This is a genomic window from Bacteroidota bacterium (genome assembly GCA_040388375.1).
Lineage (GTDB): Bacteria > Bacteroidota > Bacteroidia > UKL13-3 > UKL13-3 > JAAFJM01.
Window position 1 is genome coordinate 93,372 of the sequence record JAZKBU010000001.1, and the last position, 26,400, is coordinate 119,771.

The window sequence follows — 26,400 nt, forward strand, 5'->3', positions numbered from 1 at the left end:
CATAATAAACCGCTTATTGTTTTACTATTTTATGGGTAAACACGGTAGTATTTTGGCTTAACAGCAACATATACACACCTGCAGGAAATGCTGATAAATCAACAATAGTATTAGCTCCTGCTTTGCTATAGGGCAGTGTATACATTTGCCCGATGGCGTTTACCAATTGTATATAATCTACCTTATCGGTACTTACCACCAATTGAGAGCTAACGGGGTTTGGATATACCTGTATATTGTTAGCCTCCAAACTGTTTTGCAAACCGGTACTTACATGTGTATTGGCTACTACTACTTTGCTGGTACTATCGGTACTGGTACAATAATGTGTTTTTAGCTTTACAGTATAATTACCATTGGCAGCATAGGTATGTACCGGATTTTCTTCGGTTGAGGTATTACCATCACCAAAGCTCCACTCATAACCGGTGGCATTGTGTGTTTGGTTCTGAAATGTTACTACATTATTGGCAGCTAAAGTTGATTTAAAATGGGTGCCTATACGCCAATTGGCCAAACTATCGAACATTACTTTTTTTACTGCGGTGCGTATATTGGCGGCATCGGTAGCATTTAAGGTAAAGTTATTGGTAATGCTCAATGGGTTTTTTTTGAATATAGCGGTATAAAAACAACAAGCTGCGGCATAAGTACCTTCTTCAGTAGGATGGCTTTCATCGACTTGAAACAACTCTATATTGGGGTAATTGCGCCTTATATAACGCCACACTGCTCCTACGGGCGAGGCCGAGGCTTTTATACTATCCGTTGCAAACATATAGTTTAGTTGTATGGTACTATCCATTTCGTAATAAGTGCGGCTCACCAAGGTATCGGTTTCGCAATAGGGTGGCGAACACCAATATTGATCACCATTTTTTCTACCCCAGGTTATATAAAATACGGTCTGCCCGCATGGGCTAAAGGCTTTGCGCAAACTATCTAAAAAAACAGCATAGGGAACAGTATTTATAAAGTTATAATGAGCATAGGCCAAGCTTTGGTCTTGTAATATAATATAATCCCAATTGGGCCTTTTTATTTTCTCTAAAGCTACTGCATCTCTTGCATGATCGCCTAAATAATAACCACCTTGCGCATAACTATCTACGTTAATGGTATCGTGGTTGTCTTTACATATATTGGCTAATGCTTGCGGAAGGCTATTACCATAAGTATAACTATTACCTATGAATAATATTTTTTTGCGACTTTGTGCAAACAGGTTTACACTTACTAAGCTTACAAGTATAAAAAGGGTAATTGTTTTTTTCATAGTGATAAAATAGGGTATCGATTCAAGTTTGGTACTTGTGTTGCTTAGACCATTACTTATATAAAATAGTTGCACCATGGAGTGAATATGACCGGAGCTAATAAAAATGGTTGGCTTTTATGCCAACCATTTTAAAACTTTAGTCTGTATACATACGCTTAAAACACAATTACTTTTTTTACTTCGGCTCCTTTGGCTGAGCTAATGTTTATGTAATAAACACCTTTTGCTTCGTTGCTTAAATCAATATTCAATTCGTTGTTATAAGCACCGGTTTTCCAGCTTTGTTTGCTAATGGTTTTACCTACCATATTGATAATGCTTACTTCAAAATTTTGTACTTCGCTGGCATTGTAATTTAAATGAATTAAACCATTGGTAGGGTTAGGAAATACCTGTATGGCTAATGTTTCAAATTTGCTTTCAGCTATACCAATGCTGCTAATTGTTTTTTTAATGGCTGCATAGGCATTTATTTTTCCGGCTCCCCAGCGGCTTGAGTCGGGAATGGGTTTGGTATAGGTATCCTTATAAGTTGTTTGAAAAAGAATTCCTTTTAAAATATTGGGTGTTAGCTTTGGATTGGCTTGTAATAAAAGGGCTACAATGCCACTTACCATAGGTGACGACATAGAGGTTCCGCTGGCTTCAGCATAATAATAGTTGCGGTTGTTTTTAGGGAAATTATATATCAATACGCTTTGTGCATAGTTGGTTCCACCTAAAGCGTATGAAACATCGTATGAGTTAACGGATGAACCAATGGTCATTCCGGGTGCTGCTATATCGGGCTTAATGCGTCCATCAACTGTTGGGCCTTTGCTGGAAAAGGGTGTAATTTGCCCCGTAAAGGCATAACCTGAATAACTTTGGTTAGCACCTGCCACATTTTTAAAAGCAATTTTAGATGCATAGGCAGCTACTGTAACAGCCGCATGTGTACTGGCCATTTCGCCTAAAGTATAATTGCTGTTACCGGCAGTACCCCATGGAAAACCACCATTGGTAAATGCACCGTAATAACCATTGTAATCGTTTACAAACCCTTGCCACATATGCACGGTTCCGTTTGTTGCCAATAAGCTCACACAAAATCTATCGACAGTTTTACTAAATACATCTATTAAAATATGTGGTTTGTTATTGTAGTCTGCATCTTTAGTAGTAATGGTTAAAAAACAGGTGTCGTTTTTTGAGCCTACTAAAAAGGTATCAAGGGTGGTATTGTTTAAACAAATAATATTGGTTACGCTGCTCGTTGTTGAATCTTTAAACAAGCTTATTTTCAAACAAAATGTTTTACCTACTTCGCCCCAGATATCAATCCAGTTACGCTTTTCGCCATTAATGGTGGGGAAGGTTACAAATGTATGTAAGGCGGTATCGGTACTCGAAAATGTTTTTTGTATATGTATATTTTCATCGCCATTATTACCTGCCGACAATACAAATATTTTTCCTTCGCCTGTTATGTTATTACATGCCTGACTAAACAAGGAAGAACCATCGTTTGGCCCGATTGAATTACCCCAGCTTAAGTTTACTACGGCTGGTTTCCCTACTGATTTGGCATAGTTATAAATATAATTCATACCATCTAAAATGCTTGCCATGCCTGATGTTTTCCATTCGCTTTTCTCGGGTTTAATACCTACAAAGACTAAATCGCTCTCATAGGCTACTCCCCTGTATTTTCTGTTAGTTCCGTAACCTGAGCCTGCTGCTATTCCCCCAACATGCGTTCCGTGCGAAAAAGAGTTTACTTCGTATCCTTTGGCTAACATAGCAGCTGTATCTTTTAACTCGTTTCCGTAATTGTAGCCGCTTGGTGGTGTACCATCGTTGTGTTGCTCCCATACGCGTTTTACACGTAAAATAGTTCCTGTAGTATCGTAAAATGTTGGATGTGTATAATCAAAACCTGCATCAATAATGCCTACTACTACACCTTTACCTGAGTAGGATAAAGGCAGGTTTACACCATTTTGTACGGAATCAACCCTGGCTGATTTATTGGCTGCATCTAATAAACTAACTATAGGTTCATCAAGCTGTATATACTCAATGTTTTCTATTTCAATAAACTTTTTTATTTGTGTTACGGGTATTTGAACAGTCCAGATATTACCTGCTTTGGTACCTATTAATGCACCCAATCGGGTAATTGATTTTTCCTGTAAAGCAGTATTGGTTTTTATTAAAGCACTTATATAATTTACTCCGCCTGCTTTTGACAATACTATGTTTTTGTTGGTTTCAATGCCATCCTTTTTATTAAGCAACTGCATTAAATTAGCTGATAGTTTTTTTGTAGCATTGGTTTGTGCATGTGCATGTAATGCTGCAAAAAACACGAGTATAAATGGTAGAAATCTTGTTGTCATATTCAATTCTTTTTAACTATTCTAATTATCTATATTATGGTATTGCTTAACGTAAAATGATACGTTTAAAATCTTTATCCACTTTAAATTTAATGGTACCCACTGCCATGTTTTTTCCTGCTATTTTATAGTTCTTTCCATCTATTACATACTCTCTACAAGTAAAAGGTAAACCATGTACTACTACTTTAAAGTTTTTATTGCTTTGCTCTTCCAGCATACCTTCTAAAATATGCGATATGATTAGTTTTTTGTTATTACCATTTACAAAGAATTTATGCAAATGGTATAGGCCCATACGGTAGCCATAATTGTCGCCTGCATCTTCGTACAATACGCTCATTACTTCTCCATCTTTGGTGTAGTACACATGTAAACTAATTTCTGGCGATTCTATTTCGCCCACGTATTGTTGTTTGGGCCATTGCGGAATAACGGCTCCTGCTTTTATAAACACAGGCATCCTGTCAATAGGGCATCCTACTAAATGTTCTTTACCTCCACTATACTCGTGGTCGTTCCATATGTTAAACCAATTGCCACGTGGTATGTATACAGTACGTTCGCTTATGCCGGGGCGCATTACTGGGCAAATCAGTATGTGATCGCCTACGGCAAATTCATCGTTGCGGTATAATGTTTCTGTATCTGCTTGGTCAATAAACGCCAAAGGGCGTAGTATTGGTGTTCCGTAGGTACTGTTTTGCCAAAAGGCAGTGTACATATAAGGCAATAACTGGTAACGTAAATGAATAAACTTTTTTATTATATACTCATACTTACTGCCAAAACTCCAAGGCTCCTGGTCTATTTTGGTTTCGTTGCCTGCGCTGTGTGTTCTAAAAAACGGATGAAAAGCGGCTAACTGTATCCAACGGGTATACAACTCCCCATCGGGTTCACCAATAAAACCTCCTACATCGCTTCCGCAAAAGGAAACACCGCTTACACTTAAACGTAGGCACTGCATACTGGCTATCCATAAATGTTCCCAAGTGGCTATATTATCACCTGTCCAAACGCTTGAGTAACGTTGCAAACCACTATAACCTGAACGGGTAATTACAAAAGGCCTGTTGGGTTGTAAATAACGTTTTATACCTTTTTGGGTAGCGCGTGCCATTTGCATACCATATACATTATGTGCTTTTCTGTGGCTGCAAGGGTTGCCATCGTAATCATGGCGAACATCTTCAGGAAAAGTACCAATTTCAAATACGGCTGGTTCGTTCATGTCGTTCCAAACACCACGTACGCCTGCTTCCACCAAACCTTTAAACAAACTGCTCCACCACTCGCGTACGGCAGGGTTGGTAAAGTCGGGGAAATGGCATTTACCGGGCCAAACATCGCCTTCCATTAAAGTACCATCGGCTCTTTTACAAAAATAATCTTTGGCAATAGCTTCTTGCCACACCCAATAATCTTTGTCTATTTTTATACCGGGGTCTATAATGACTACTGTTTTAAATCCTTCGTTGGCCAGGTCGCCAATCATTTTTTTAGGGTCGGGAAAGTATTCTTTACTCCAGGTAAAACACCTGAACCCTTCCATGTAATCTATGTCTAAATAAATGGCATCGCAAGGTATTTTGCGTTTGCGAAACTCTGATGCTATTTCTCTTACTTTACTCTCAGGGAAATAACTCCACTTGCATTGGTGATAACCTAAACTCCACATAGGTGGCAGTTCGGGCTTTCCTGTTAAGGTTGAATATTGCTCTACTACTTTTAGTAAATCGGGACCATAAATAAAGTAATAATTCATTTCGCCACCGCGGGCATAAAAGCTCAATATTTCTTTATTGCCTTTTCCAAAATCGAAAATGGTACGGAAGGAGTTGTCATAAAATATACCATAGCCTATTTTACCTTTATTGTGCACGCCCATGTAAAAGGGGATGTTTTTATACAAGGGGTCGGAGTCTTTTTGAAAACCATAGGTATCCATTCCATAGTTTTCAAAATACATTCCGCGCAAGTTCATTTCTGTTGGCTTATCGCCTAAGCCATAAAAATATTCATCGGGCTGAATAACCTTGCTGCAGTAATTTATTTTACCGCCTTTTTGTAAATAATGTTGCCAATGAAAACCTGCTTCGTCCTGAAAGATTATATTGTTCTGCTTATCGAGCATGGTTATTTTTATATCGGCCTTGCTTATTTTACAGGTTATTGATTGTGTTTGTATATAGTAGTTTGAGTTGTCTTCAATAAAATGAAGCTCTACTAATTTTTCTTCGAAATATTTACTTACGGCATAGCTAAAATCTTTTTGAAAAAAACCATCGGCAGCATAACGAAACCTTATAATTTTGTCCGTCATTACCTTTACTTCTAAAATAGTTTCGCTGGTATTAAATATAAAAAAATTGCCTTCTTTTTTTACTTCTAAAACTGCATCTGGATAAAACTTATTGGAGTATTTGGTTTGTGTAAACATTACAAAATTCTTTTAAATAGGTTACAATTAAACATTTTTTTAATTGATAAATAATTTTTTTTCATCAATACATTATAAAAACAATTTGTTAAGTATAAAATAATTTTTGTTATAGGCTTAAAAAGATATATTGCTTATGTGATTTACTAACTTACTGAATTTACAACCACATGCAAAAACGACCAAAAGTATTGATGTTTGGATGGGAGTTTCCACCTGTTATAAGTGGTGGTTTAGGAATAGCATGTTTGGGTTTATGTAAAGCACTTTCACCACTGGCTGAAGTGAAAATGATAATTCCTAAAAGTGTTCCTGATTTTAAAATACCAAATATTGAATTAATAGGATTAAACGCTTTTAGTAAAGAACAATTACGCGAACTTTTTAACAAACAACCTAACTACGGTCATAGTGGATTTAACACGCACCAGATAGATGCAGGTGTAAACCCTTATACCAAAATAAGGGATGATGAAAGCGTTAATCAAAAATTTTACGATGTATATCGGGAAGATGTAGCGCCTTTTGAAATAGATGCTTTATATGCGGGCGATGTAATAAAAAAAGCCATTGAGTTTTCGCGCATTTCTGTTCAGTATGCTTTGCGACAAGATTTTGATGTAATACATGCACATGACTGGATGACTTTTTTACCTGCCATTGAGTTAAAAATACGTACGGGTAAACCTATGGTTTTACATGTACACTCATTGGAATATGATAGGTCGGGCGAAAGTAGTAAGAACTGGGTTTACGATTTGGAAAAAAGGGCTATGCATTTGGCTGATAGAATTATACCTGTTAGCCATTATACAGGCAGTATTTGCCATAAGCATTACGATGTGCCTGAGTTTAAAATATGCCCTATTCACAATGGTGTAGAGGCGGTAAATAAAACCATTAAGAAAAGTCCGCACAAGGATAAGCTGGTTATTTTTTTTGGTAGAATAACCATGCAAAAAGGGCCTGAATATTTTGTAGAGGCAGCGCGTATAGTTTTGGAACGACATGCTAATGTAAAATTTGTAATGGCCGGTAGTGGCGACTTACACAAACCATTAATTGAAAAAATTGCTTCGTATGGCTTAGGCGATAGGTTTTATTTTACCGGCTTTTTAAATAAACAAAAGTTAAACGAACTATTGGCTATTAGCGATGTGTATTGTATGCCTAGTGTAAGTGAGCCTTTTGGCTTAAGTGCAGTTGAAGCGGTGCAATATGGGTTGCCTGTAATTATGAGTAAAACGAGTGGTGCCGGAGAGGTATTACCAAGTGCACTTAAAATTGATTTTTGGGATACGCATAAACTGGCTCAATATATTATTGCTTCGCTGGATTATGAAGGTTTGCATGACGAAATAGTAAACAAAGCTGCTATTGATTTAAAAGATATTACCTGGGAAAACACAGCCAAAAAGGTAATTAAAATATATGAGTCAATTATTCCATAACAGATAAACAAGAATATTTCATCATTAACCATTAACAAGTTTCTAAATATAAAAATTATGCCGTCAATTTGTTTTTACTTCCAAGTTCATCAGCCTTACAGATTAAGGGAATATACTTTTTTTGATATAGGGCAAAACCACGACTATTTTGATGATGCAAAAAACAGGCAGGTTTTAGATAAGGTAAGTGAGCGTTGCTATTTGCCCACTAACCGCATGATGCTTGATTTAATTAAAAAGCACAAAGGCGATTTTAAAATAAGTTATTCTATTAGTGGTGTGGCTTTGGAACAATTTGAAACATGGCGACCTGATGTATTGCAAAGTTTTAAAGATTTGGCAGCTACGGGTTGTGTTGAGTTTATTAGTGAAACGTATTACCACTCCTTAGCCTATATTTTTAGCAAGGACGAGTTTAAACGTCAAGTAGAAAAACACAAAGCGCTCCTTAAAAAACATTTTAACTATGAACCCAAAGTATTTAGAAATACGGAATTGCAATACAACAATGAGTTGGCTAAATTTATTGAAGACCTGGGTTACGAAGCCATTATTTGCGAAGGAGTTGACAGGCTTTTACAAGGCCGCTCGCCTAATTATTTATACAAGGCGCCTAACGTAAACAAAATAAAATCGTTGCTTAAAAACTACCAGTTAAGCGATGATATAGCTTTTCGTTTTAGCAACCAGGGTTGGGAAAGCTGGCCGTTAACGGCTGATAAATTTGCCGACTGGTGTCACCAGATTGCAGGACATGGCGAAACCATTAATTTATTTATGGACTATGAAACCTTTGGCGAACACCAATGGGCTAATACGGGCATATTTGATTTTATGTGGCACTTACCTGAGTATATTTTAAAACATAAGGATTTTACTTTTAAAACTACTTCGGAAACAGCCGAAGCGTATACGGTGAGAGATGTATACGATGCACATGAGTTAACGAGTTGGGCAGATATGGAACGCGATTTATCGGCCTGGTTGGGTAACCCCATGCAGGACGAAAGCATTGCGAAAATTTATGCTATTGAAAAAAGGGTATACGACTCTAAAAACAAAGCCATGATTGATACTTGGCAAAAAATGCTTACGAGCGATCATTTTTATTATATGTGTACTAAGTTTTGGAGCGATGGTGATGTACACAAATATTTTAGCCCCTACGAAAGTCCTTACGATGCTTACATATTTTTCATGAATGCGTACAGTGATTTTTTAATGGAACTGGATAAACTTGACCAGGTTTAATTATTTAAAAGCAAACTTTTTAGGCTCCACATGGTTTATTGATTTGAATCAATGATTAAACTAATATTTATGATTTGCAATTTTTAAGCCTTCACCTACTTTTGTACCCTTAATATTATAAAATGCCCATATTAATTTTCTTTGTATCTCATTGGTACTTATCCCTTTTTTCTCAAACATTCTATTTACACCGTTATGCTGCGCATAAAATGTTTACCATGAATAAATTTTGGGAAAAGTTCTTTTATATATTCACTTGGTTTACGCAAGGTGCTTCTTATTTAACACCTCGCCCCTACGCTATTATGCACCGTATGCACCATGCTTATAGCGATACGGAGAAAGACCCGCACTCTCCACACTTTTTTAAAGAGGTATTGAGTATGATGAAATATACGTACCATATTTTTAGTGGTATTCATAAAAACAAATTCAAGTTTGATGTAAAGTTTGACAGGAATTTTCCGGAATGGAAAAGCATAGACTGGATGGCTAATACCTGGACCAGTCGTATTTTATTCAGTGTGGGTTATATTATATTCTATGTATTTTTTGCTACGCAATGGTGGATGTATTTATTGTTACCTGTTCACTTTTTAATGGGACCTGTACATGGTGCTATTGTAAACTGGGCCGGACATAAATATGGTTACAGAAACTTTGGAGAAAAAGACCAATCTAAAAACACTTTGGTTGTTGATTTTTTAATGCTGGGTGAGTTATTTCAAAACAACCATCATCATGCTGGTGCCAGAGCTAACTTTGCTGCTAAATGGTGGGAATTTGACCCAGTATATCCTGTTATAATTATTTTAGATAAGCTAAGAATTATAAAACTGGTAAGAACTAAATAAACAAAAAAGCGATTGAAAATAATTCAATCGCTTTTTTTATTTGATGTGATACAAAATGTTAAGGTATTAAGCCAGTTTTTTCTGTCTTACTAAATTTAAAATCAATTCTAATTGTTCTTCGTGTGTCATGTGGCTATTGTCTATTTCAATAGCATCCTCTGCTTTCATCAGTGGCGAATCGTTTCTGTGTGAATCAATATAATCGCGTTTTTCTAAATTGGCTAATACTTCTTCAAGCGTGGTGCCTTTTCCTTTTCCGGCTAACTCTGCAAACCTGCGTTGGGCTCTTACATTGGGGTCAGCTGTAATAAACAATTTTAATTCTGCATCGGGGAACACAACAGTGCCTATATCGCGGCCATCCATTATTACGGCTCTTTCTTTACCTAGTTGTTGTTGTTGTTTTACTAAAAAGCGTCTTACTTCGCTAATAGCACTTACATCGCTTACATAACCTGCTACCCTGGGGTTTACTCTTATTTCATTTTCAATATTTTCACCATTTAAAAATGTTTCTTGTATTTGGGTATTGGGGTCTATTATAAAGGTTATAAAAATATCGTTTAAGGCTTTTTTTACCTCCTCTATATCTTTATAATCAATTTTATTTTGAATAAAGTATAAAGTAACGGCCCTGTACATAGCACCTGTGTCAACGTATTTATAGTTTAAGTTTTTTGATAATTCTTTAGCAATAGTGCTTTTACCGCATGATGAATATCCATCTATAGCTACAACAATTGGTTTCATTCTTTTTTCTTTTTGTAAAACTCTTGCAAGTTAGTAACAATTGTGAAATGATTGGTAGCATTTCCTGAATAAAAAGATGCGCTTCCATACGAAAACATAAATTTTCGTACTTTTAAACCAAAACCCCAACTAAAACCTGCCCAACTTCTTGCATCGGGTAAAGTCAATTCTCTTCTTCTTAAATCATTGTAACCAAAACGCAACATAAACCCTTGCCCAAAAACCAATTCTGTATTTACAATTAAATGGCTCATGGCAAAACTAAGAGCGTTAAAATCTTCCTGAATGGGCAAACCGGTTACCAAATCGACATTGCGGCTATTTTTTGCCGAGTTCTGGTATAGTAAATCGCCAATTTTTTGTAAGTCGTGGGCAATAACAGAAATACGTAAGGGATTGTGTGCAAACTTTTTACTAAAACCAACCTGTAGGTTTAGCGGATATTGTTGGCGTGAAGTGCCTGTATAAGTAGTTATCTGGTAACCAACATTATTGGCTACTGCTGTTAATAAAAACAAACTATCGCGGCTACGGTAACTGGCTGCTACATCGGCTGCAAAACCTAGGCTTGTATAACTTTCTAAAGTGGAATAAATAAATTTACCTGTAGCGCCAATATTCCATTTATTCATAATACGCGATGTACTTAAATGGAATGCAAAATCGCTGGCGGCAAATGAACCTAAGCTGGTATTGTCAATATCTTTCTTATCAAAAGTACCGTAATTTAAATATTGAACACCAACCATTAAGGGTCCTGCTGATTTGGTATTAAAAGCATATCCAAAATAACCTAAACCCATATCGGCTACATAACGCTGGTAGTTCATAGTAAGTTGTTTATCCATTTTAGCCGTTAATAATGATGGGTTTTGAATAACTAAACTGGCATCATTATCGGGTGTGGCAATAGCACTTCCACCCAAAGCGGCAATGCGTGCATTTGCATGCATATTTAAAAACTCGAAGGAGCCTATTCCTCCGCGTTGTGCATTAACCATGGTGGATATTACTAAAAAACAAACTAAAATACTTTTTCTCATGTTTATAATACTGTGCAATTATAGCCTTTATGCTAACTACTTTTATCATATTTTAGTGTAAAAAAGAAAATGGTGTTTACAATTACTTAATATTGGAAAGTTCGTTTGAAAAACTAGATTTGTCGACCATATATTACTACTTATGTTTGGATTAGACCCAACTATTACATTTTTACTTATTCTTTGTTTAGTGGCCGCTTGCGCCTTTGAATTTATCAACGGCTTTCATGATACGGCAAATGCTGTAGCCACAGTTATTTACACCAATTCTCTTAAACCTTGGGTAGCCGTTGTTTGGAGTGGAATTTGGAATAGTGTTGGCGTTTTTGCCGGAGGTATTACGGTTGCAATGGGTATCAGCAATTTACTTCCTATTGAAGTTTTAATAGACCCTAATATTTATCACAGTATTGCACTTATAATGGCATTATTACTTACTGCTATTATCTGGAATTTAGGCACTTGGTATTATGGTATACCTTGCTCTAGCTCTCACACCTTGGTTGGAAGTATATTGGGCGTTGGTTTAGCTTACTCTTTTATAGCTGAAAAAAGCGGTAGTTTTGTAAACTGGAGCAAAGCGGGCGATATTGGTTTAAGTTTACTATTCTCTCCACTTATTGGTTTTAGTTTGGCTGTTTTATTAATGTACATTCTTAGAATGTCGATTAGAAACAAAGCTATTTTCAAAGCACCCAAATCAAACGACCCTCCTCCGTTTTGGATTAGAATGATTTTACTTTTAACCTGTACTGGTGTAAGTTATAGCCACGGTAGTAATGATGGACAAAAAGGTGTTGGTTTGGTAATGCTTATATTAATTGCTATTGTTCCTGCATATTTTGCCATTAACCCTAAAATAGATATTGGTAAAGTAAAACAAGGTATTGTTGTGGTTGATTCGGTAATGGCTACAGCTTCAAGAAACAAAATGGCTAAAGAAGATAGTTTGGAAGTAGCAAAAATTCAGGAAATATCTTCTTCGCTTTCTAGTAAATTGGTTACTCCTATGGATTCATTATCGGTTGAAGACAAATTTGCTATTAGAAAAAACGTTATTAAATTAGGTAAAGAAGTTGAAAAAATAAAATTGAGTAAAGACATAACACTGAGTGAAACGGATAAACTAAGTTTAAAAGCCGCGGTAAGCAATATAAAAGGTATTACTGAGTATTCTCCTAAATGGGTTATTTTAATGATTTCTATATCGTTAGGATTAGGCACTATGGTTGGATGGAAACGTATTGTAAAAACCATTGGCGAAAAAATTGGTAAACAACATTTAACCTATGCACAAGGCGCAGCTTCTGAACTAGTAGCTGCCAGTACTATTGGATTGGCAACTGGTTTAGGATTACCTGTTAGTACTACACAAGTATTATCATCGGGTATAGCGGGTAGTATGGTGGCTAGTAAAGGTATTAAAAACTTACAGGGTAAAACTATTAAAAACATTGCCATCGCATGGATTTTAACATTGCCTGTTACTATAGTTTTAGCAGGAGGATTATTCCTATTGTTTAGAGCTATGGCCGGATAAAACAACAAAATTATCACATAAAAAAAGCTATTTAATCGCAATGATTAAATAGCTTTTTTTATGTGCAGTGGAATTACTAAACAGGCTAAATCTGAATGCAACCAGCAGGTAAAAACATCATCCATTAAATCTTTGGTATAGCTAGTCCGTCTATTGGTTTCATTGGTTATTATAATGCCGTACATAAATTTGAACTCATATGCATGGCAAAGTAATTTTGCTTAATAATATATTTGATACTCAACAACTTTTATTATAAAAATTAACAAAAATATAATATTTAGATAATATTGGCTTATTTGCTTGGCGAAAAATTTTTCCCTTTTCATGCTAAGAAAAAGAACGTATTTGTTAATTGTATTTATTTCCACGGTTAGCGTATTAAAATTGAATGCACAAAAAAGCATTTCAAACCCTACTTTTAATTTTTCAAATGGTATTGGAGTAATTGCTCCAGACAGTTTATTTTCAATTAACTTCCGCTTTAGAACACAGCTTAGGTCGGCATACAACACAGTATCAAAGGACGATTTTAGTGCCTCAGAAATAGAAGCAAGAGTAAGAAGACTTAGGTTGCGCTTTGAAGGATTTGTTATAAACCCTAAATTGAACTATTATATTCAACTCTCTTTATCTAGGGGGGATATGGATTGGGTGGATAATGATAATTCGGAAATTAACTCTAGCCCCAATATAGTTAGAGATGCTGTAGCTATATACAAAGCCACTGAACATTTAACTATTACTTTTGGGCAAACTAAACTACCCGGGAACAGGCAAAGAGTAGTTTCTTCTGGTGAACTTCAATTCACGGACCGCTCCATTGTAAATGTTGCTTTCAATATTGATAGAGATTTCGGGCTACAATTTGCTTATAGAAATAATATTTCCAAATTGCATTATGTGCTAAAAGGAGCAATTAGTTCTGGTGAGGGACGAAATTCAAGTACATCAAATGCCGGATTAGCTTATACCGGGCGAGTTGAAGTTTTACCATTAGGAGAATTTACTAATAAGGGAGATTATTTTGAGGGAGATATTGAAAGGGAGAAAAAACCTAAAATATCTTTAGCCGCAGGATACCATTATAATGAAAGTGCAAGAAGAACAGCAGGAACTTTAGGAAAAGATTTATATCAAACGAGGGATTTAAGCTCTTTTATTGCAGACTTTCTTTTTAAATATAAGGGAATTGCACTCAGTACCGAATACGTTACTAGAAATACTAATTCTCCAATAACAACAAACAGTGCTGGTTTGGAACGAATTATTTATGTAGGAGAAGGTAAATTATTTCAATTGAGCTATTTGTTTAAAAACAATGTAGAAGTAGCCGGAAGATATGCTAGAATTACTCCCTATGCCTCCATTCAAGAAAAGAAAGAATTGCAAAAAGAAGAGATAGGCATGGGCGTTACTAAATACTTAAGAAAACATAGAGTGAAGCTACAAACACAATTATTCTATAACGAAGCTACTGATCTTAAAATTAATAAAATTGATGGCTCGTGGAATATGATGTTTCAAATAGAACTAGGCATTTAGTACTATTTCTTTTTCGCATAATGAAAAATATATAGTAATTATGTCTTTACTTAGTTGCATGCCAATCGCACCAGAAACCATAATTCACTGCGTTATCAAGGTTAAAGTAATCATGTCTATGTTTTAACAAGGTTTGTTTGGCTTCATCAAAATTTTGCCATTCGCCTTTCAGATCTGACCCAAAGGGACCTGATGAACCTACCATAAAATTATAGTTGAATTGTTTTTCAATGGCTTTCCGCTCCTTAAAATAGGTTTCATCCATATCTCCGGCAAGGCCAAGTGTACTTTGTATTTTTCTTTTTAGTCGCGCACCAAATGACTGGCTCAAAAACTTTAATGCTTTATCGGATGAGGTATGAAAATCTTCTTTTAATGTTAACACCCGAAATGATGTTTGGTCGACTAATTTAAATTTGGTATAACCTAATTCTTTTAACCGGTATAAGGTACCTAAAGCTTCTTCATCTGTTATGGTTTCGCCTTCGCCCACACATTCTGTTTCTACTGAAATAAATTGGGGTAACTCGTTTGCTTGTTTTAATGTTTGCAAGCAAACCTCATCATATCCTTCAATATCAATTTTACAATAAAAAGGGGCTCCGTATTCGGCAATAATCGATGAGAGTGTCCTTGTTTCAACTACAATGGAATTTTTACTTAAGTGGGCTCTATCTGCAATATTTTCTTTCAATGAATTCCAAATGGTATTTTGGCTCAGGTTAAAAGTAACTTTAGTTCCGTCTTTATCGCTTATAGCATAATTCAATAGCATTAATTGTTTGCTATTGTATGCTTTTTTAAATTTTGTTTTTGCTTCTGCTATTAAATTAGGATCTGCATCAACAGCAATAACGGTATACCCATTTTGCAAATAGTATCCGGTGTCCTCGCCCTTGTGCATTCCAATATCAATAATTAACTTATTATTCATTATAATTAATCAAACTACCTAAAGTTCAAATATTATAATAATTTATTAACTATTTAAAGCTATTACATATTATACCTATTGTATGGTATAACCATGAGTTTAATGCATGTAATTGGCTTATCGGTCAAACTCCTTACGGGTAATATTAAGTCTTATGCCCAGCGTAAAGTAAGTGTTTTCGGACTGATAAGCAGCAATAGCACTATTGCTATAACGATAGGTAACACCTGCATCTATAAATAAATTATGTTTAATCATATAGCTCGACATAAAATCAATGTATAAAACTTTTGTTAGTTGCCCTTGTGCAATGGTATTACCGTATTCTCCTAAAGTTCTGGTATTGTAACTCAAGCCTATGTTTTGTCCCACATTTGAATTGTTTGTATCGTAGCCTATTTCGTAATAAATACCCTTTAATTGCAAATACAATTTATTAAGTGGTTGATAGCGTACAACACCTATCAACTCTCTGAAATTGGCTCCTAAAGGATGCCCCAAGGGTTGGGCATAATTGGTAAAGGTTTGTAAAGGTGAGTAGGATGTGTACATAAAAGGTCTGCAAACGTTGTACTCTACCTGAGCATCTAAATTATTTACACCAAAAACATCTATATATTTTAAACCTAACTGGTAAGCCCATTTATTTCCCCACCAGCCTTTATTCATGGTAATCTGATCCAATACAAACTCGCTAATTACCAATTGCCCGTATAATGAAAAACGGTTTAAAAAATTAAACTTAAAGTTGGCACCTAATATGGCTTTATCGGTACTGTTTAAGCCATTTTCAATTGATTTGTACATAATAATGGGGTTTAAATAATTAACCTCAAACCCTCCATTGTTATAACCACTATCGCGCTGAAAAATAATAGTTTCAAATAAACCTAAATTAAACCTTTTACCTATGTTAACGGAAAGATGATGGGTGGCGGCATAATGCCTTGCCTGTATGCCATAACCTTTTACATTATAGTCGCGGTACTCGCTAAATATATTGGTATAATTTATTTTCCAAATGCGGGTGTTTAAACGCAAATAAAAATTATCGACTGCGTTGTTTGACATAATAAAGGTACGCACGCCATCGCCTATAAATTGCCTACCCTGCCCTAGTTGCCAATCCATATATTTATTAGGTGAAAAGCTAATGTAGCCGCTCGATAAGAAGTGATTGAACTCTTTTCCATCACTTTTAGTAAAGCCTATTCCCTGCAGTGTTCCTATTCTTTTATACTCTTCAATAGCTGCCGGTGTTGGCCTATAAATTTCATCACTTACTTGCGAGTAAAATCCTATTTTATCTGTAATGTTTCCTCTTATTTCTATTCCTCTGTTATTAATAAGTCCACGCGTTCCCATATAATCAATGGTGCTCATTTGGTAGTCCAGCACAGGATTAATGACTAAGTTAAAATCGGGTATTTGTACGGAGTATAGTGCTGATTTTTGTTTATAAAAACCTTTCAGGTTTTGGTTTTTACTTTTAGTTAAATCATTATTAGCCCATTCAAAATTATCGTTTAATAAATAGGCTAAGTTAAATTTATCCTGTTTTGAAAAACTGATATTGGAGCTATCCTTTTTATTGGCAAAATCGGCAATTGATTTTCTTCTGTAACTCTTATTACCGGTATGGTAATAGTCACCAGCAATGGAATCGTTTTTAATTTCAAACCGGTCTAATATATGGTTGGTAAATGGGTTTATAGGTAAATAGGTATGTTGCCCAAATAAGGTTAAAGGGAATGCTAAAATAAAAACAAAGAGTAATCTATTATTTTTCATAAAGTTACAAAAATGCAGTTTTTACTTGTATTTATTTACCTAAAAAAGAAACCCAATAAAAAAGGCTGACATCATATTGATGCAGCCTTTTTTATTATTTAAAATGTTATTGATTTTTATTGTTTTAAAAATTTACGGGTGCTTACCATTTGTCCATCAATAGTTAAGTTATAAAAATATAAACCGCTGGGTAAGTTATTAATATCAAGTGTTTCTGTTTGTAAACCCATGGCTGATTTAACTTGTTTCTCTACCCATATTTTTCCGGTAATATCAAGTACCTGAATATTTACCTGGGCATTGTTTAACAACTGAAAAGGAACATTTAACTGATTAGCTGCCGGATTAGGAAAAGCCGCAAACAGGTAATTTTTAGGCTCCACTTTTATTGCTTCTATATTGGTTCCGTAACTAAATTGTATGCGATAATAACCTTGGTTGTAGACGGTAGCTGTAGACGGTTTTGTTACTTTTTTACCATTGTTTGATTCTGCTGCAATGTAGTATTCAACTATATCGGTAGCGGTTAAATCAGGAATGCTTAAGATACCAATGCTATAGGTAGCGCTATCGGTTAATGTTAATGTTTTCCAAGCACCATTGTTTTTGCGCCAAACACAAGCTACTTCTTTTATACCACTGTAATTTTCGCATTTAGCAATAATTCTAAAATCGGTTTGCAATGTTTTATTGGCCTGCACTTTCGGATGCCATATTCTTATTGGATTATCGGCAGGTACTTGCATGGTAATACAATGAATAGCTCCTCCCAGCGGGCTCATTGAGCGGCAATCAATTGGCACTACATTGTATCCCGGCATAATAGATTGGAATAATTTAACAATAGAATCTGTCTGTTCTTTATTACCATCTATTTCATCTGAATAGGCAGGAAAAAGAAAGGTATTGTTAACGGTTATACCATTTACAAAATTACGAGCATCGTTGAATAACTGGTCACAGGTAACGCTATCGTATTTTCCTTCATCGCCTGTAGGATGGGGAATTCTGTAAATAGTATACGGCCTGTTGTAAGTAGATTTTAAAGCGGCCATTTTCTGGTAATTGTCTTCTATAATTTGTCTATCGTTGGCGGTAATTTCTGCCGGTAATTTTGAAACCAAAATGGTTTCTTCATCAATTAGTTTGGTGTACAAATCAATATGGCCTGTTCCTCCATCGCAATTCAATACTGTCAGCTCTTGCAGGTCGTTGGTAGCAAATGCTGTTTTCATATTGGTATAAGTAGTTGTATTTGACCAACGTAATATATCGTTGTTGGCTGCTTTAATTTTTGAACTAAAAAACATTCTACCGTATCCATCTGTCATTAAATTTCCGCCTTCTGCATTTAATGCTGTCGGGTAGTTTTTATAGTTCATTTGTGAAGCCAAATAACTTGGAAACACATTGTCTAACTCTCGCCCATCATAATATTTCATATCGGTAAAACCAACGCTATCTTTGGTTCCGTAATAAAATCCTATAGGCCCGAAATCGCGCATCCAGAAATCGTCACCTTGTTTTACAAAAAATTTATAATTGTTAAGTGGCCAACCTAAACTGCCCATAAACTGTTTTACTTTCAGGGTATCATTTGCCTCCCACACTCTAATCCAAACTTCACACTCCTGACTGATATAATGGGCTAACTGGGCTGAAATCCAGCCATACACACTATTAGTATCAATACCTATAATAGCAGAGAAGTCTTCATTGTATTCATAAGCCCAGCTAATACAAACGGCTTTGCTTTCTTCAAACTCGCCCGGCATACGCATATTTGAAGGCCAAACGGTGGCTTTACCAAAAGTTGTTTTAACATTTTTGTTATTGTCAATCATTAACTGGTATTCAGCTTTTGTGCGGGCTGCCGGCAAATGTCCTTTGCGCTTTTGCTGCCCAAACAGAATGGTACTAAAAGAGATAAAGAGGTAGAGTAAATAAATTTTCCTGGTCATAAACTTTGTTAATTAAGCCGGCAAGATTATAATTATTAATGAATACTGGCAACCGCCAAAGTAATTATTACATAACTCAAACATTTGCTTAATATTGCCGGATTATTATGAAGCATATACACAGTTTAAAGGATATTATTATTTACGAGGACGACTACTTTGTATTTATTAATAAACCAGCTCACTTTTCAAGTTTAGACGACAGACATGATGATAATTTGAGTATTATTAAACTGGCTAAAAAATACAACGAAAACCTGCGTCTTTGCCACAGATTGGATAAAGAAACAAGTGGTATTTTATTATTGGCTAAAAGCGATGAAGCTTACCGCGAAATGGCTATAAAATTTGAAAAAAGGGAAGTTGATAAAACTTACCATGCAGTAGTTGCCGGACAAATACAGGTAGAAAACCAATCTATTATTTTACCTTTAAGCCAAACAAGAAAAGGGCTTGCCTTTGTAGACAAAAAGGATGGTAAACCTTCCACTACCATTATCAGCACTGAAAAGCTTTATAAGCATTTTACTTTACTGGCTTGCAAGCCTGTAACGGGCAGATTACACCAAATAAGAATTCATCTGGCTTCCCAAAATTTTCCTATCGTGGCTGATGAAAGCTATGGCGGACAAAACGTATTTTTATCTCAGTTTAAGCCTAAGTTTAAAGAGGGTAAATGGCAAAATGAAGAACCTATTATAAAGCGTGTGGTTTTACATGCCTACAGATTATCATTTACGGCCTTTGAGAAAGATTATTTACAAACAGCTGATTATCCAAAAGATTTTGCGGTACTTATTAAGCAGCTTGATAAGTTTGATAGTTAAAATATAAGATTGGCATTGGAACGTAAGCTAGGTAACAATATGCTTACATGGGTTCCTTCACCTAATTTTGAGTTTACTTTTATTTTACCAAAATGCCACTCTACTATTTTTTTCACTAAGCTTAAACCTATACCGTAACCATTTATATGCCTTATATTATTTGACCTGTAAAATGGCTCGAATATATGTTTTAAATCGTCTTCGCTAATACCTACTCCCTGATCTATTATATCTAGTTTTATAACTTCGTGCGAGCAGTTTAAAGTAACCTGGCAACTTTTCTCTTCGCTAAACTTACAGGCATTATCCATTACGTTCATAATGGCCGACCTTAATAAAGCTGCGTTACCCCTTATAATATGTGCATATTCATCGTCCGGTAAATCGTCAATATTTACTACAATTTTATGTCTTTTGGTTCGGGTTAATTCGCTCGAACACTCGTCTAATAATTCTATAATGGAAACATTGCCAAAACTTGTATTCGGGAAATTGGCATTGGCTTTTGCTAAATCGCTTAATCCGTTTATCAACTGAATCTGGTTATTGATATCGTCAATTAATGATAAGAATGTTTTGATATAAATATCGTTGGAACGCGGTTGTAATAATAGCACCTCTATTTGTCCTTTCATTACCGTTAAAGGCGTTCTAAACTCATGTGAGGCATTGGAAACAAATGTCTTTTGTAGTTTAAACGAATCGTCTAAACGCTCCAACATCTGATTAAATGTAATAGCTAACTGGGCTATTTCATCTTTTGAAGGACCCACACTTACCCTTTCGTATAAATTGTTTTCCGATATTTTTTCTACTTGTGTAATTACATTGGTAATAGGTAATAGTGCCTGTGAAGCAAACATTCTACCTAAAAAAGCGGTAATGATTAAACTTCCAAAAAACAATGACAACAAAAACAATAACAAGAAATTCAGTTTGCTTTGTCCTAACTCATCAAACCCTGAAGTTATAACCTGGTAATTGGTATTACCTACCGTTAAGTTAAAGCCCACATAATCGGTATCTGAGTTAATCATGTTAAACTCTTTTTTTTCCTTTAACTTATTAAATATGGTGCTTACTGTTAATTCATCTATATGTGATTTGTTAAAGTAAAAATTATCGTATTGGTCTTTTATAATAAGTGATTGATTAGGGAAAAGGTTTAAATCGTACTTAAAAGTTTCGAGTACAAAATTCAAATCAATATTGCTTGAATCAAGCAAGGTACTGGCCAGTTTTTCGGTTTGTGTTTTAAGCCTTTCATTGAATTCATTCTCGCGCAACGATTTTGAAAACTGGTAAACAAAAACAGAAAACACCAATAATATAATGGCAATGATAGCCGTAAACTTAAGTGCTAGTATATTTTTTATATTCATCGAATCGTTGTAAAGAATGGTAAAAATAAAAAAGCTACTTAACAAAAGTGTATCAAGCAGCTTTTTTAGTGCAATAATCTAAATTAGTCTAACTCCTTCATGATGTAACCCATACCTACCATGGTAAAAATTAAACGGGTAGGAAAATCTTTGTCTACTTTCTTACGCAGGAAGTTGATATAAACATCTATAATATTGGTACCTGTATCAAAATTTACATCCCATACTTTTTCTGAAATTTCTGCACGTGAAATAACCCTGTTTTTGTTACGTAATAAATATTCTAATAAGCTAAACTCTTTACTGGTTAACTCAATAGTTCTGCCACCTCTGCGTACTACTTTTTTATTTAAGTCTAACTCTAAATCGGCTAACTTAAGTACTTTGGTATCTTGTAAATTATCGGTGTAACGTTTACTTAAAGCGCGTATACGTGCTAATAATTCTTTAAACTCAAACGGCTTAACTAAGTAGTCATCGGCACCTGCATCTAAACCCAATACTTTATCATCAGTACTGCCTAAAGCTGTTAACATCAGAATGGGTGATTTTAGCCCTTCTGCTCTTAACTGTTTACACAAGTCAATTCCATTTATGTATGGAATCAATAAATCTAAAACTATTACATCGTAATAATTTTCTAAAGCCATTTTTTTACCAAAATAACCATCGTAAGCAACTGTTACTTCGTACGACTGTTCTTCAAGACCTTGCTTTAAAAAGGCCGCTACTTTTGGTTCGTCTTCTACTACTAATATTTTCATAAGGATTAATTATTTATCAAACGCTAATATTAAGAAAGAGGTAAGTTTAATATTAATACCAAATTAATATGTGATTAATTTTTATGTATCAATTGATTTAAATATTCTTCCGGGCTCATTCCGTATTTAATAACCTTGCGTCTTTTGCCTACTAATAATGTTTGCGGAAGTCCTCTTATACCAAGCCTTTTGTTAATTAGTTTATGTCCTAAAGCTACGGTATAATTTGCCTTTGACTGGCTTCCAAAAATGCGAACGGTAAAACTTTTATTGGTATACAAAAACATAATTACCCTGATATTACATGAATCAATGGCTGCTATTTGTCGGAGAATGGCGGTATCCTTCTCAAAGTTTTTAGAGGTAAGCGATGTAAAATACATAAACACTTGGTGACGGTTTAATTTCTTTAAATTTTTCTTTTCGCCTTTGTGTGTAGTAATAACAAGCTTTGGTATTTTTTTTCCTATGGCTATTTTACCAAAAAGCATATCGCTAGTCGATAAAACTATTTTAACAAAACTGCCTCCTGCATCTGCTTCTAACAAATGAAATATCTGTCCGTTTTTTTCAAAATAGTTTTGCGATTTATCCTTTGATAGTTTAACAGTAAATAAATCGTTGGTGGTATCGAAAATAGAATCGTTGTAATTAATAATAACTACTTTATCGGTATCTGCATCGTTAAACAAACCGTTTGAGTTAGCATCGTGCAAGGCTATTCTAAAGCTATCGCCATTTATTTTAACTATACCGCTTTTGGCTAAATACCTTTGTTCTCTGTAAGTAAAATCAAGGCCAATAAAACTTCTGTCTTTGTAATAATATTTATAGTACTCATCTTTATACTTGCGTAAATCTAACTTACCAAACAAAATAGTACGTGTTAATACTATTTTATTGCCCCCTTCTTTGTTGTGTTCATTGGTTAAAACAATTTCTGCTCCTTTTTGATAGTAATAAGGCAATATTTGTTTCTCATCATCAGTAAAATCAAAGTTTTGGTTTTTATCTACCCACAAGGTTGGGTTTTGGCTAAAGTAATCGCCTACTAATACGGTTACATATCCATCATTTTGGGTACTATGCGAGCCTGTAAAAAACAAAAAACCATACGCATAATTTTTATAGCCTTTTGGCTTTTTTATAATAATTGGTTTCGCTGGTTTCAGGTCTTCAAAACCTAAACTCAATATGGTATCGCCTTCTACTTTAAATAAAGCCAAAGTGTTTTCATATTTGTGAAACCTATCGTCCTTTCCCCAAGTATTTAATGGTATGGTTAAAGTATCGGCTTGCGCAAATACTGATACTAACTTGAAAGTAAATACTAGTAAAAAAAACGTTCTCATAGATAATCTGAATAAAATATAAAGTTAGGGCTTCGGTAAAACCAAATACTAAGTGGAAGCTATCATATCGTAAAATTCTTGTTCACTTATAATAGTAATATTTAATTCCGTTGCTTTTTTCAATTTTTCCGGCCCCATTTTGTCACCTGCAATTAAATAATTTAAATTCTTAGATACACCAGCAATATTTCTACCTCCGTTTATTTCTATTAATTTCTTCAAATCGTCCCTGCCAATACTGAAAGAGCCGCTTACTAAAAAAGTTTTCCCTTCCAGTTTATTGCTTCGTTCCACACCAACTTCTTCTTCCAATGCCAGCTTTAAACCATGATGCTTCAACTTCTCTATCATTTGTATGTTTTCTGCATCGCTAAAAAACTGGGTTAAATGTTCGGCTATCTTATCGCCAATTTCATAAATATGGGCTATTTGTTCTTTGCTGGCCACTATCATATTGTCGATAGTTAAAAACTGTTTTGCTAATTTTTTAGCTACGGTTTCACCTACCATTCTAATACCTAAACTAAACAGAACTCTTTCAAACGGAACTGCTTTTGATGCTTCAATTCCGTTTATAATGTTTAATGCTGACTTTTCTTTTATGGAACGTTTCTTCGTTTTTTCTTCTTCGCCCTCCTCAGCCGTTTCAATACTTAAATTTAAAATCTGCTCGTACTTTAAATCGTATAAATCAGCATAGGTTTTAATTAAACCTAATTTGTAAAATGCTGCTACGGTTTCGCCACCCAAACTATCTATATTCATGGCTTTTCGGCTCACAAAATGTTCTATGCTGCCAATAATTTGTGGCGGACAATGGTTTATATTGGGGCAATAATGTATAGCTTCTCCTTCTTTCCGTATCAGCTCCGTTTTACATTCGGGGCAATGTGTTTGGTATATTATTTTTTGTGCATCCGTACTTCGTTTACTTACATCAACACCCACAATTTTCGGAATAATTTCGCCTCCTTTTTCTACAAAAACGGTATCTAAAGCATGTAAATCTAAACGTTCTAACTCATCGGCATTATACAAACTGGCGCGCTTTACAGTTGTACCTGCCAGTTGAACCGGCTTTAAATTGGCTACGGGTGTAATAGCTCCCGTGCGGCCTACCTGATAAGTTACTTTTTCTAATTGAGTTACTGCAGTGGCTGCTTTGTATTTATAAGAAATAGCCCAACGTGGATTCTTAGCTGTAAATCCTAAATCTTCCTGTTGTAAGTAATTGTTTACTTTTATAACTATTCCATCTATTTCGTAGCTCAAATGATGACGCTCTGTTTCAAAATATTTGATGAAATCAAAAACCTCGTCAATATTGCTGCATAATTTAGAATGCTTGCTTACCTGAAAACCCCAGCTCTCCGCTAATTTTAAACTATCGTAATGGGTTTCGCTCAGTTTATTATCAGCATATAAAAAATATAGAAATGCATCCAGCGGACGTTTAGCCACTTCGTTGCTATCCTGCATTTTTAAAGTACCACTGGCAAAATTGCGGGGGTTCTTATATAGCTTTTCTAAAATTTGTGTTTCGTTATATATTTCTTTGTCTTCTAATTCTTTTCTGTAATCAGCATTGAGCTTTTCAAAGGTTTTTTTATGCATAAAAACCTCTCCGCGTATTTCAAAACTAGGCGGGTAATTATTTCCCTTTAACTGGTGTGGTATGGATTTAATGGTTTTAACATTATTGGTTACATCATCGCCTTGCGTTCCATCGCCACGGGTAACGGCACGTACCAGCTTTCCATTTTCGTAACTTAAACTAATGGCTAAACCATCAAACTTTAACTCACATACATATTCAAAATGGGTTCCAATGGCTTTTTTTATACGCTCATCAAAATCACGTAAATCTTCTTCGTTATAAGTATTACCCAAACTCATCATCGGGTATTTATGCTTTACTGTTTCAAAATCTTTGGTAATGGTTCCACCCACTTTTAAAGTAGGCGATTGGGCATTTTGCAAATGAGGAAACTGTTTTTCAAGTTCAATCAATTGTTGCAGTAATTCATCAAATGCAGTATCGCTAATAGTAGGATTAGAAAGGGTGTAATAATTATAGTTATGCTTTTCAATCTGATTGCACAAATCATCAATCAAAATTTTGGCCTCTAATTCATTCATGCTGCTAAGTAAACAGATAAATGTTTTAGTACATAATTTTTCAATAGTTTTTTATACTGCTACCAATTATTAATGAACAAGACCAAGCATTTTCAAACATTTATCATACTTAACAAACAAGTAACAGCATGCTTTTACATTTGTAGCAAAAAAATAAGCAGCGTGCGAAAATTATTGCAGTTATTTAAAACAAAGTTTTCCCAAATTTTAGCCTATGGATTAAGTCCCTTTCAACTGGCTATTACCTTAAGTTTTGGCATTACCCTAGGCTTGTTCCCTTTTATTGGCTTAACTTCCATTCTGTGTTTTGTATTTGCATTTGTATTCAGGCTCAACTTAATTGTTATTCAATTGGTAAATTGGGTAGTAGCTCCTTTACAACTTGTGTTATTGGTACCCTTTTACCAAATAGGAAATTATTTTAACAGTTACTTCTCCAACGCTTCCCTTGTTACTAATACGGCAACAGTAAACGTGATAGGATCCAACTTTTTTCAAAAAATATTGCTCTTAATCGACTCGCAAATACTGGCCATATTAGGTTGGGCTGTTATTTGTGTTCCGTTTGCACTGTCAATACATTTTATCAGCTTATTTTTCTATAAAAAGTACTTGCACAAAAAGTCAAAGATGGCTGCATAAGTGAGCTTCTATTAGATTATAAACCTTCCCGTAAAACACCTTTTTAAAATAATTTTCAGGCAGCTAAACAA

At 34.9% G+C, this 26,400-nt stretch carries 20 protein-coding genes; 7 read left to right on the forward strand and 13 right to left on the reverse strand.

Annotated elements, in window-relative coordinates; translation table 11 throughout:
• Positions 1-13 precede the first annotated feature (13 nt).
• The 3 genes from V4538_00415 to V4538_00425 form a co-directional block, all read right to left on the reverse strand.
• Complete coding sequence (locus V4538_00415) at positions 14-1,276, reverse strand: PKD domain-containing protein (GenBank protein MES2379471.1); 1,263 nt, start codon at positions 1,274-1,276, stop codon at positions 14-16.
• A 158-nt stretch (positions 1,277-1,434) separates the two neighbouring features.
• On the reverse strand, positions 1,435-3,660 hold the full coding sequence (locus tag V4538_00420; GenBank protein MES2379472.1) for a S8/S53 family peptidase: 2,226 nt from the start codon (positions 3,658-3,660) through the stop codon (positions 1,435-1,437).
• Between the two features lie 46 nt (positions 3,661-3,706).
• Positions 3,707-6,103: a glycoside hydrolase family 31 protein gene (locus V4538_00425; protein ID MES2379473.1), complete on the reverse strand. Its 2,397-nt coding sequence runs from the start codon at positions 6,101-6,103 to the stop codon at positions 3,707-3,709.
• Between the two features lie 170 nt (positions 6,104-6,273).
• Here V4538_00425 and V4538_00430 point away from each other — a divergent pair, with 170 nt between their 5' ends.
• From V4538_00430 to V4538_00440, 3 genes are all read left to right on the forward strand, one after another.
• Entirely contained in the window at positions 6,274-7,554 is a 1,281-nt protein-coding gene (locus V4538_00430; protein MES2379474.1) for a glycosyltransferase family 4 protein, read from the forward strand.
• Between the two features lie 57 nt (positions 7,555-7,611).
• Positions 7,612-8,805 carry a glycoside hydrolase family 57 protein gene (locus tag V4538_00435; protein ID MES2379475.1) on the forward strand — a complete coding sequence of 398 codons (1,194 nt, stop codon included), beginning with the start codon at positions 7,612-7,614 and terminating at the stop codon, positions 8,803-8,805.
• Positions 8,806-8,927: 122 nt separating this feature from the next.
• Positions 8,928-9,659, forward strand: a complete 732-nt coding sequence (locus V4538_00440) for an acyl-CoA desaturase (GenBank protein ID MES2379476.1) — start codon at positions 8,928-8,930, stop codon at positions 9,657-9,659.
• Between the two features lie 66 nt (positions 9,660-9,725).
• On the opposite strand, the gene cmk is transcribed toward V4538_00440, so the two are convergent.
• Together cmk and porQ are read right to left on the reverse strand one after the other, a co-directional pair.
• Positions 9,726-10,409, reverse strand: a complete 684-nt coding sequence (gene cmk, locus V4538_00445) for a (d)CMP kinase (protein ID MES2379477.1) — start codon at positions 10,407-10,409, stop codon at positions 9,726-9,728.
• Positions 10,406-11,452, reverse strand: coding sequence for a type IX secretion system protein PorQ (gene porQ, locus V4538_00450; protein MES2379478.1), 1,047 nt, complete (start codon positions 11,450-11,452; stop codon positions 10,406-10,408). Before porQ ends, cmk begins: the two co-directional genes overlap by 4 nt.
• 142 nt (positions 11,453-11,594) lie before the next feature.
• Between porQ and V4538_00455 the strand changes: the two genes are divergently transcribed.
• Complete coding sequence (locus V4538_00455) at positions 11,595-12,992, forward strand: inorganic phosphate transporter (protein MES2379479.1); 1,398 nt, start codon at positions 11,595-11,597, stop codon at positions 12,990-12,992.
• 44 nt (positions 12,993-13,036) lie between these two features.
• Here the strand turns inward: V4538_00455 and V4538_00460 are convergent, their stop codons facing one another.
• Complete coding sequence (locus V4538_00460) at positions 13,037-13,177, reverse strand: hypothetical protein (GenBank protein MES2379480.1); 141 nt, start codon at positions 13,175-13,177, stop codon at positions 13,037-13,039.
• A gap of 142 nt (positions 13,178-13,319) precedes the next feature.
• Between V4538_00460 and V4538_00465 the strand changes: the two genes are divergently transcribed.
• Positions 13,320-14,537 carry a porin gene (locus tag V4538_00465; GenBank protein MES2379481.1) on the forward strand — a complete coding sequence of 406 codons (1,218 nt, stop codon included), beginning with the start codon at positions 13,320-13,322 and terminating at the stop codon, positions 14,535-14,537.
• 46 nt (positions 14,538-14,583) lie between these two features.
• Here V4538_00465 and V4538_00470 read toward each other — a convergent pair whose 3' ends face one another.
• From V4538_00470 to V4538_00480, 3 genes are all read right to left on the reverse strand, one after another.
• Positions 14,584-15,471, reverse strand: a complete 888-nt coding sequence (locus V4538_00470; GenBank protein ID MES2379482.1) for an FkbM family methyltransferase — start codon at positions 15,469-15,471, stop codon at positions 14,584-14,586.
• Between the two features lie 117 nt (positions 15,472-15,588).
• Positions 15,589-17,262 carry a hypothetical protein gene (locus tag V4538_00475; GenBank protein MES2379483.1) on the reverse strand — a complete coding sequence of 558 codons (1,674 nt, stop codon included), beginning with the start codon at positions 17,260-17,262 and terminating at the stop codon, positions 15,589-15,591.
• Positions 17,263-17,378: 116 nt separating this feature from the next.
• The gene (locus tag V4538_00480; protein MES2379484.1) at positions 17,379-19,223 is read right to left on the reverse strand and encodes an agmatine deiminase family protein; all 1,845 of its coding nucleotides are present in this window, start codon (positions 19,221-19,223) and stop codon (positions 17,379-17,381) included.
• Positions 19,224-19,330: 107 nt separating this feature from the next.
• Here V4538_00480 and V4538_00485 point away from each other — a divergent pair, with 107 nt between their 5' ends.
• The gene (locus V4538_00485) at positions 19,331-20,050 is read left to right on the forward strand and encodes an RluA family pseudouridine synthase (GenBank protein MES2379485.1); all 720 of its coding nucleotides are present in this window, start codon (positions 19,331-19,333) and stop codon (positions 20,048-20,050) included.
• Here V4538_00485 and V4538_00490 read toward each other — a convergent pair.
• From V4538_00490 to ligA, 4 genes are all read right to left on the reverse strand, one after another.
• Positions 20,047-21,432 carry a HAMP domain-containing sensor histidine kinase gene (locus V4538_00490; protein MES2379486.1) on the reverse strand — a complete coding sequence of 462 codons (1,386 nt, stop codon included), beginning with the start codon at positions 21,430-21,432 and terminating at the stop codon, positions 20,047-20,049. The genes V4538_00485 and V4538_00490 overlap by 4 nt on opposite strands.
• Before the next feature lie 83 nt (positions 21,433-21,515).
• Positions 21,516-22,196 carry a response regulator transcription factor gene (locus tag V4538_00495; GenBank protein MES2379487.1) on the reverse strand — a complete coding sequence of 227 codons (681 nt, stop codon included), beginning with the start codon at positions 22,194-22,196 and terminating at the stop codon, positions 21,516-21,518.
• A gap of 74 nt (positions 22,197-22,270) precedes the next feature.
• On the reverse strand, positions 22,271-23,548 hold the full coding sequence (locus V4538_00500) for a hypothetical protein (GenBank protein ID MES2379488.1): 1,278 nt from the start codon (positions 23,546-23,548) through the stop codon (positions 22,271-22,273).
• 48 nt (positions 23,549-23,596) lie between these two features.
• Positions 23,597-25,687 carry an NAD-dependent DNA ligase LigA gene (ligA, locus tag V4538_00505; protein ID MES2379489.1) on the reverse strand — a complete coding sequence of 697 codons (2,091 nt, stop codon included), beginning with the start codon at positions 25,685-25,687 and terminating at the stop codon, positions 23,597-23,599.
• Positions 25,688-25,849: 162 nt separating this feature from the next.
• Between ligA and V4538_00510 the strand changes: the two genes are divergently transcribed.
• Positions 25,850-26,329, forward strand: coding sequence for a DUF2062 domain-containing protein (locus tag V4538_00510; GenBank protein MES2379490.1), 480 nt, complete (start codon positions 25,850-25,852; stop codon positions 26,327-26,329).
• Positions 26,330-26,400 lie beyond the last annotated feature (71 nt).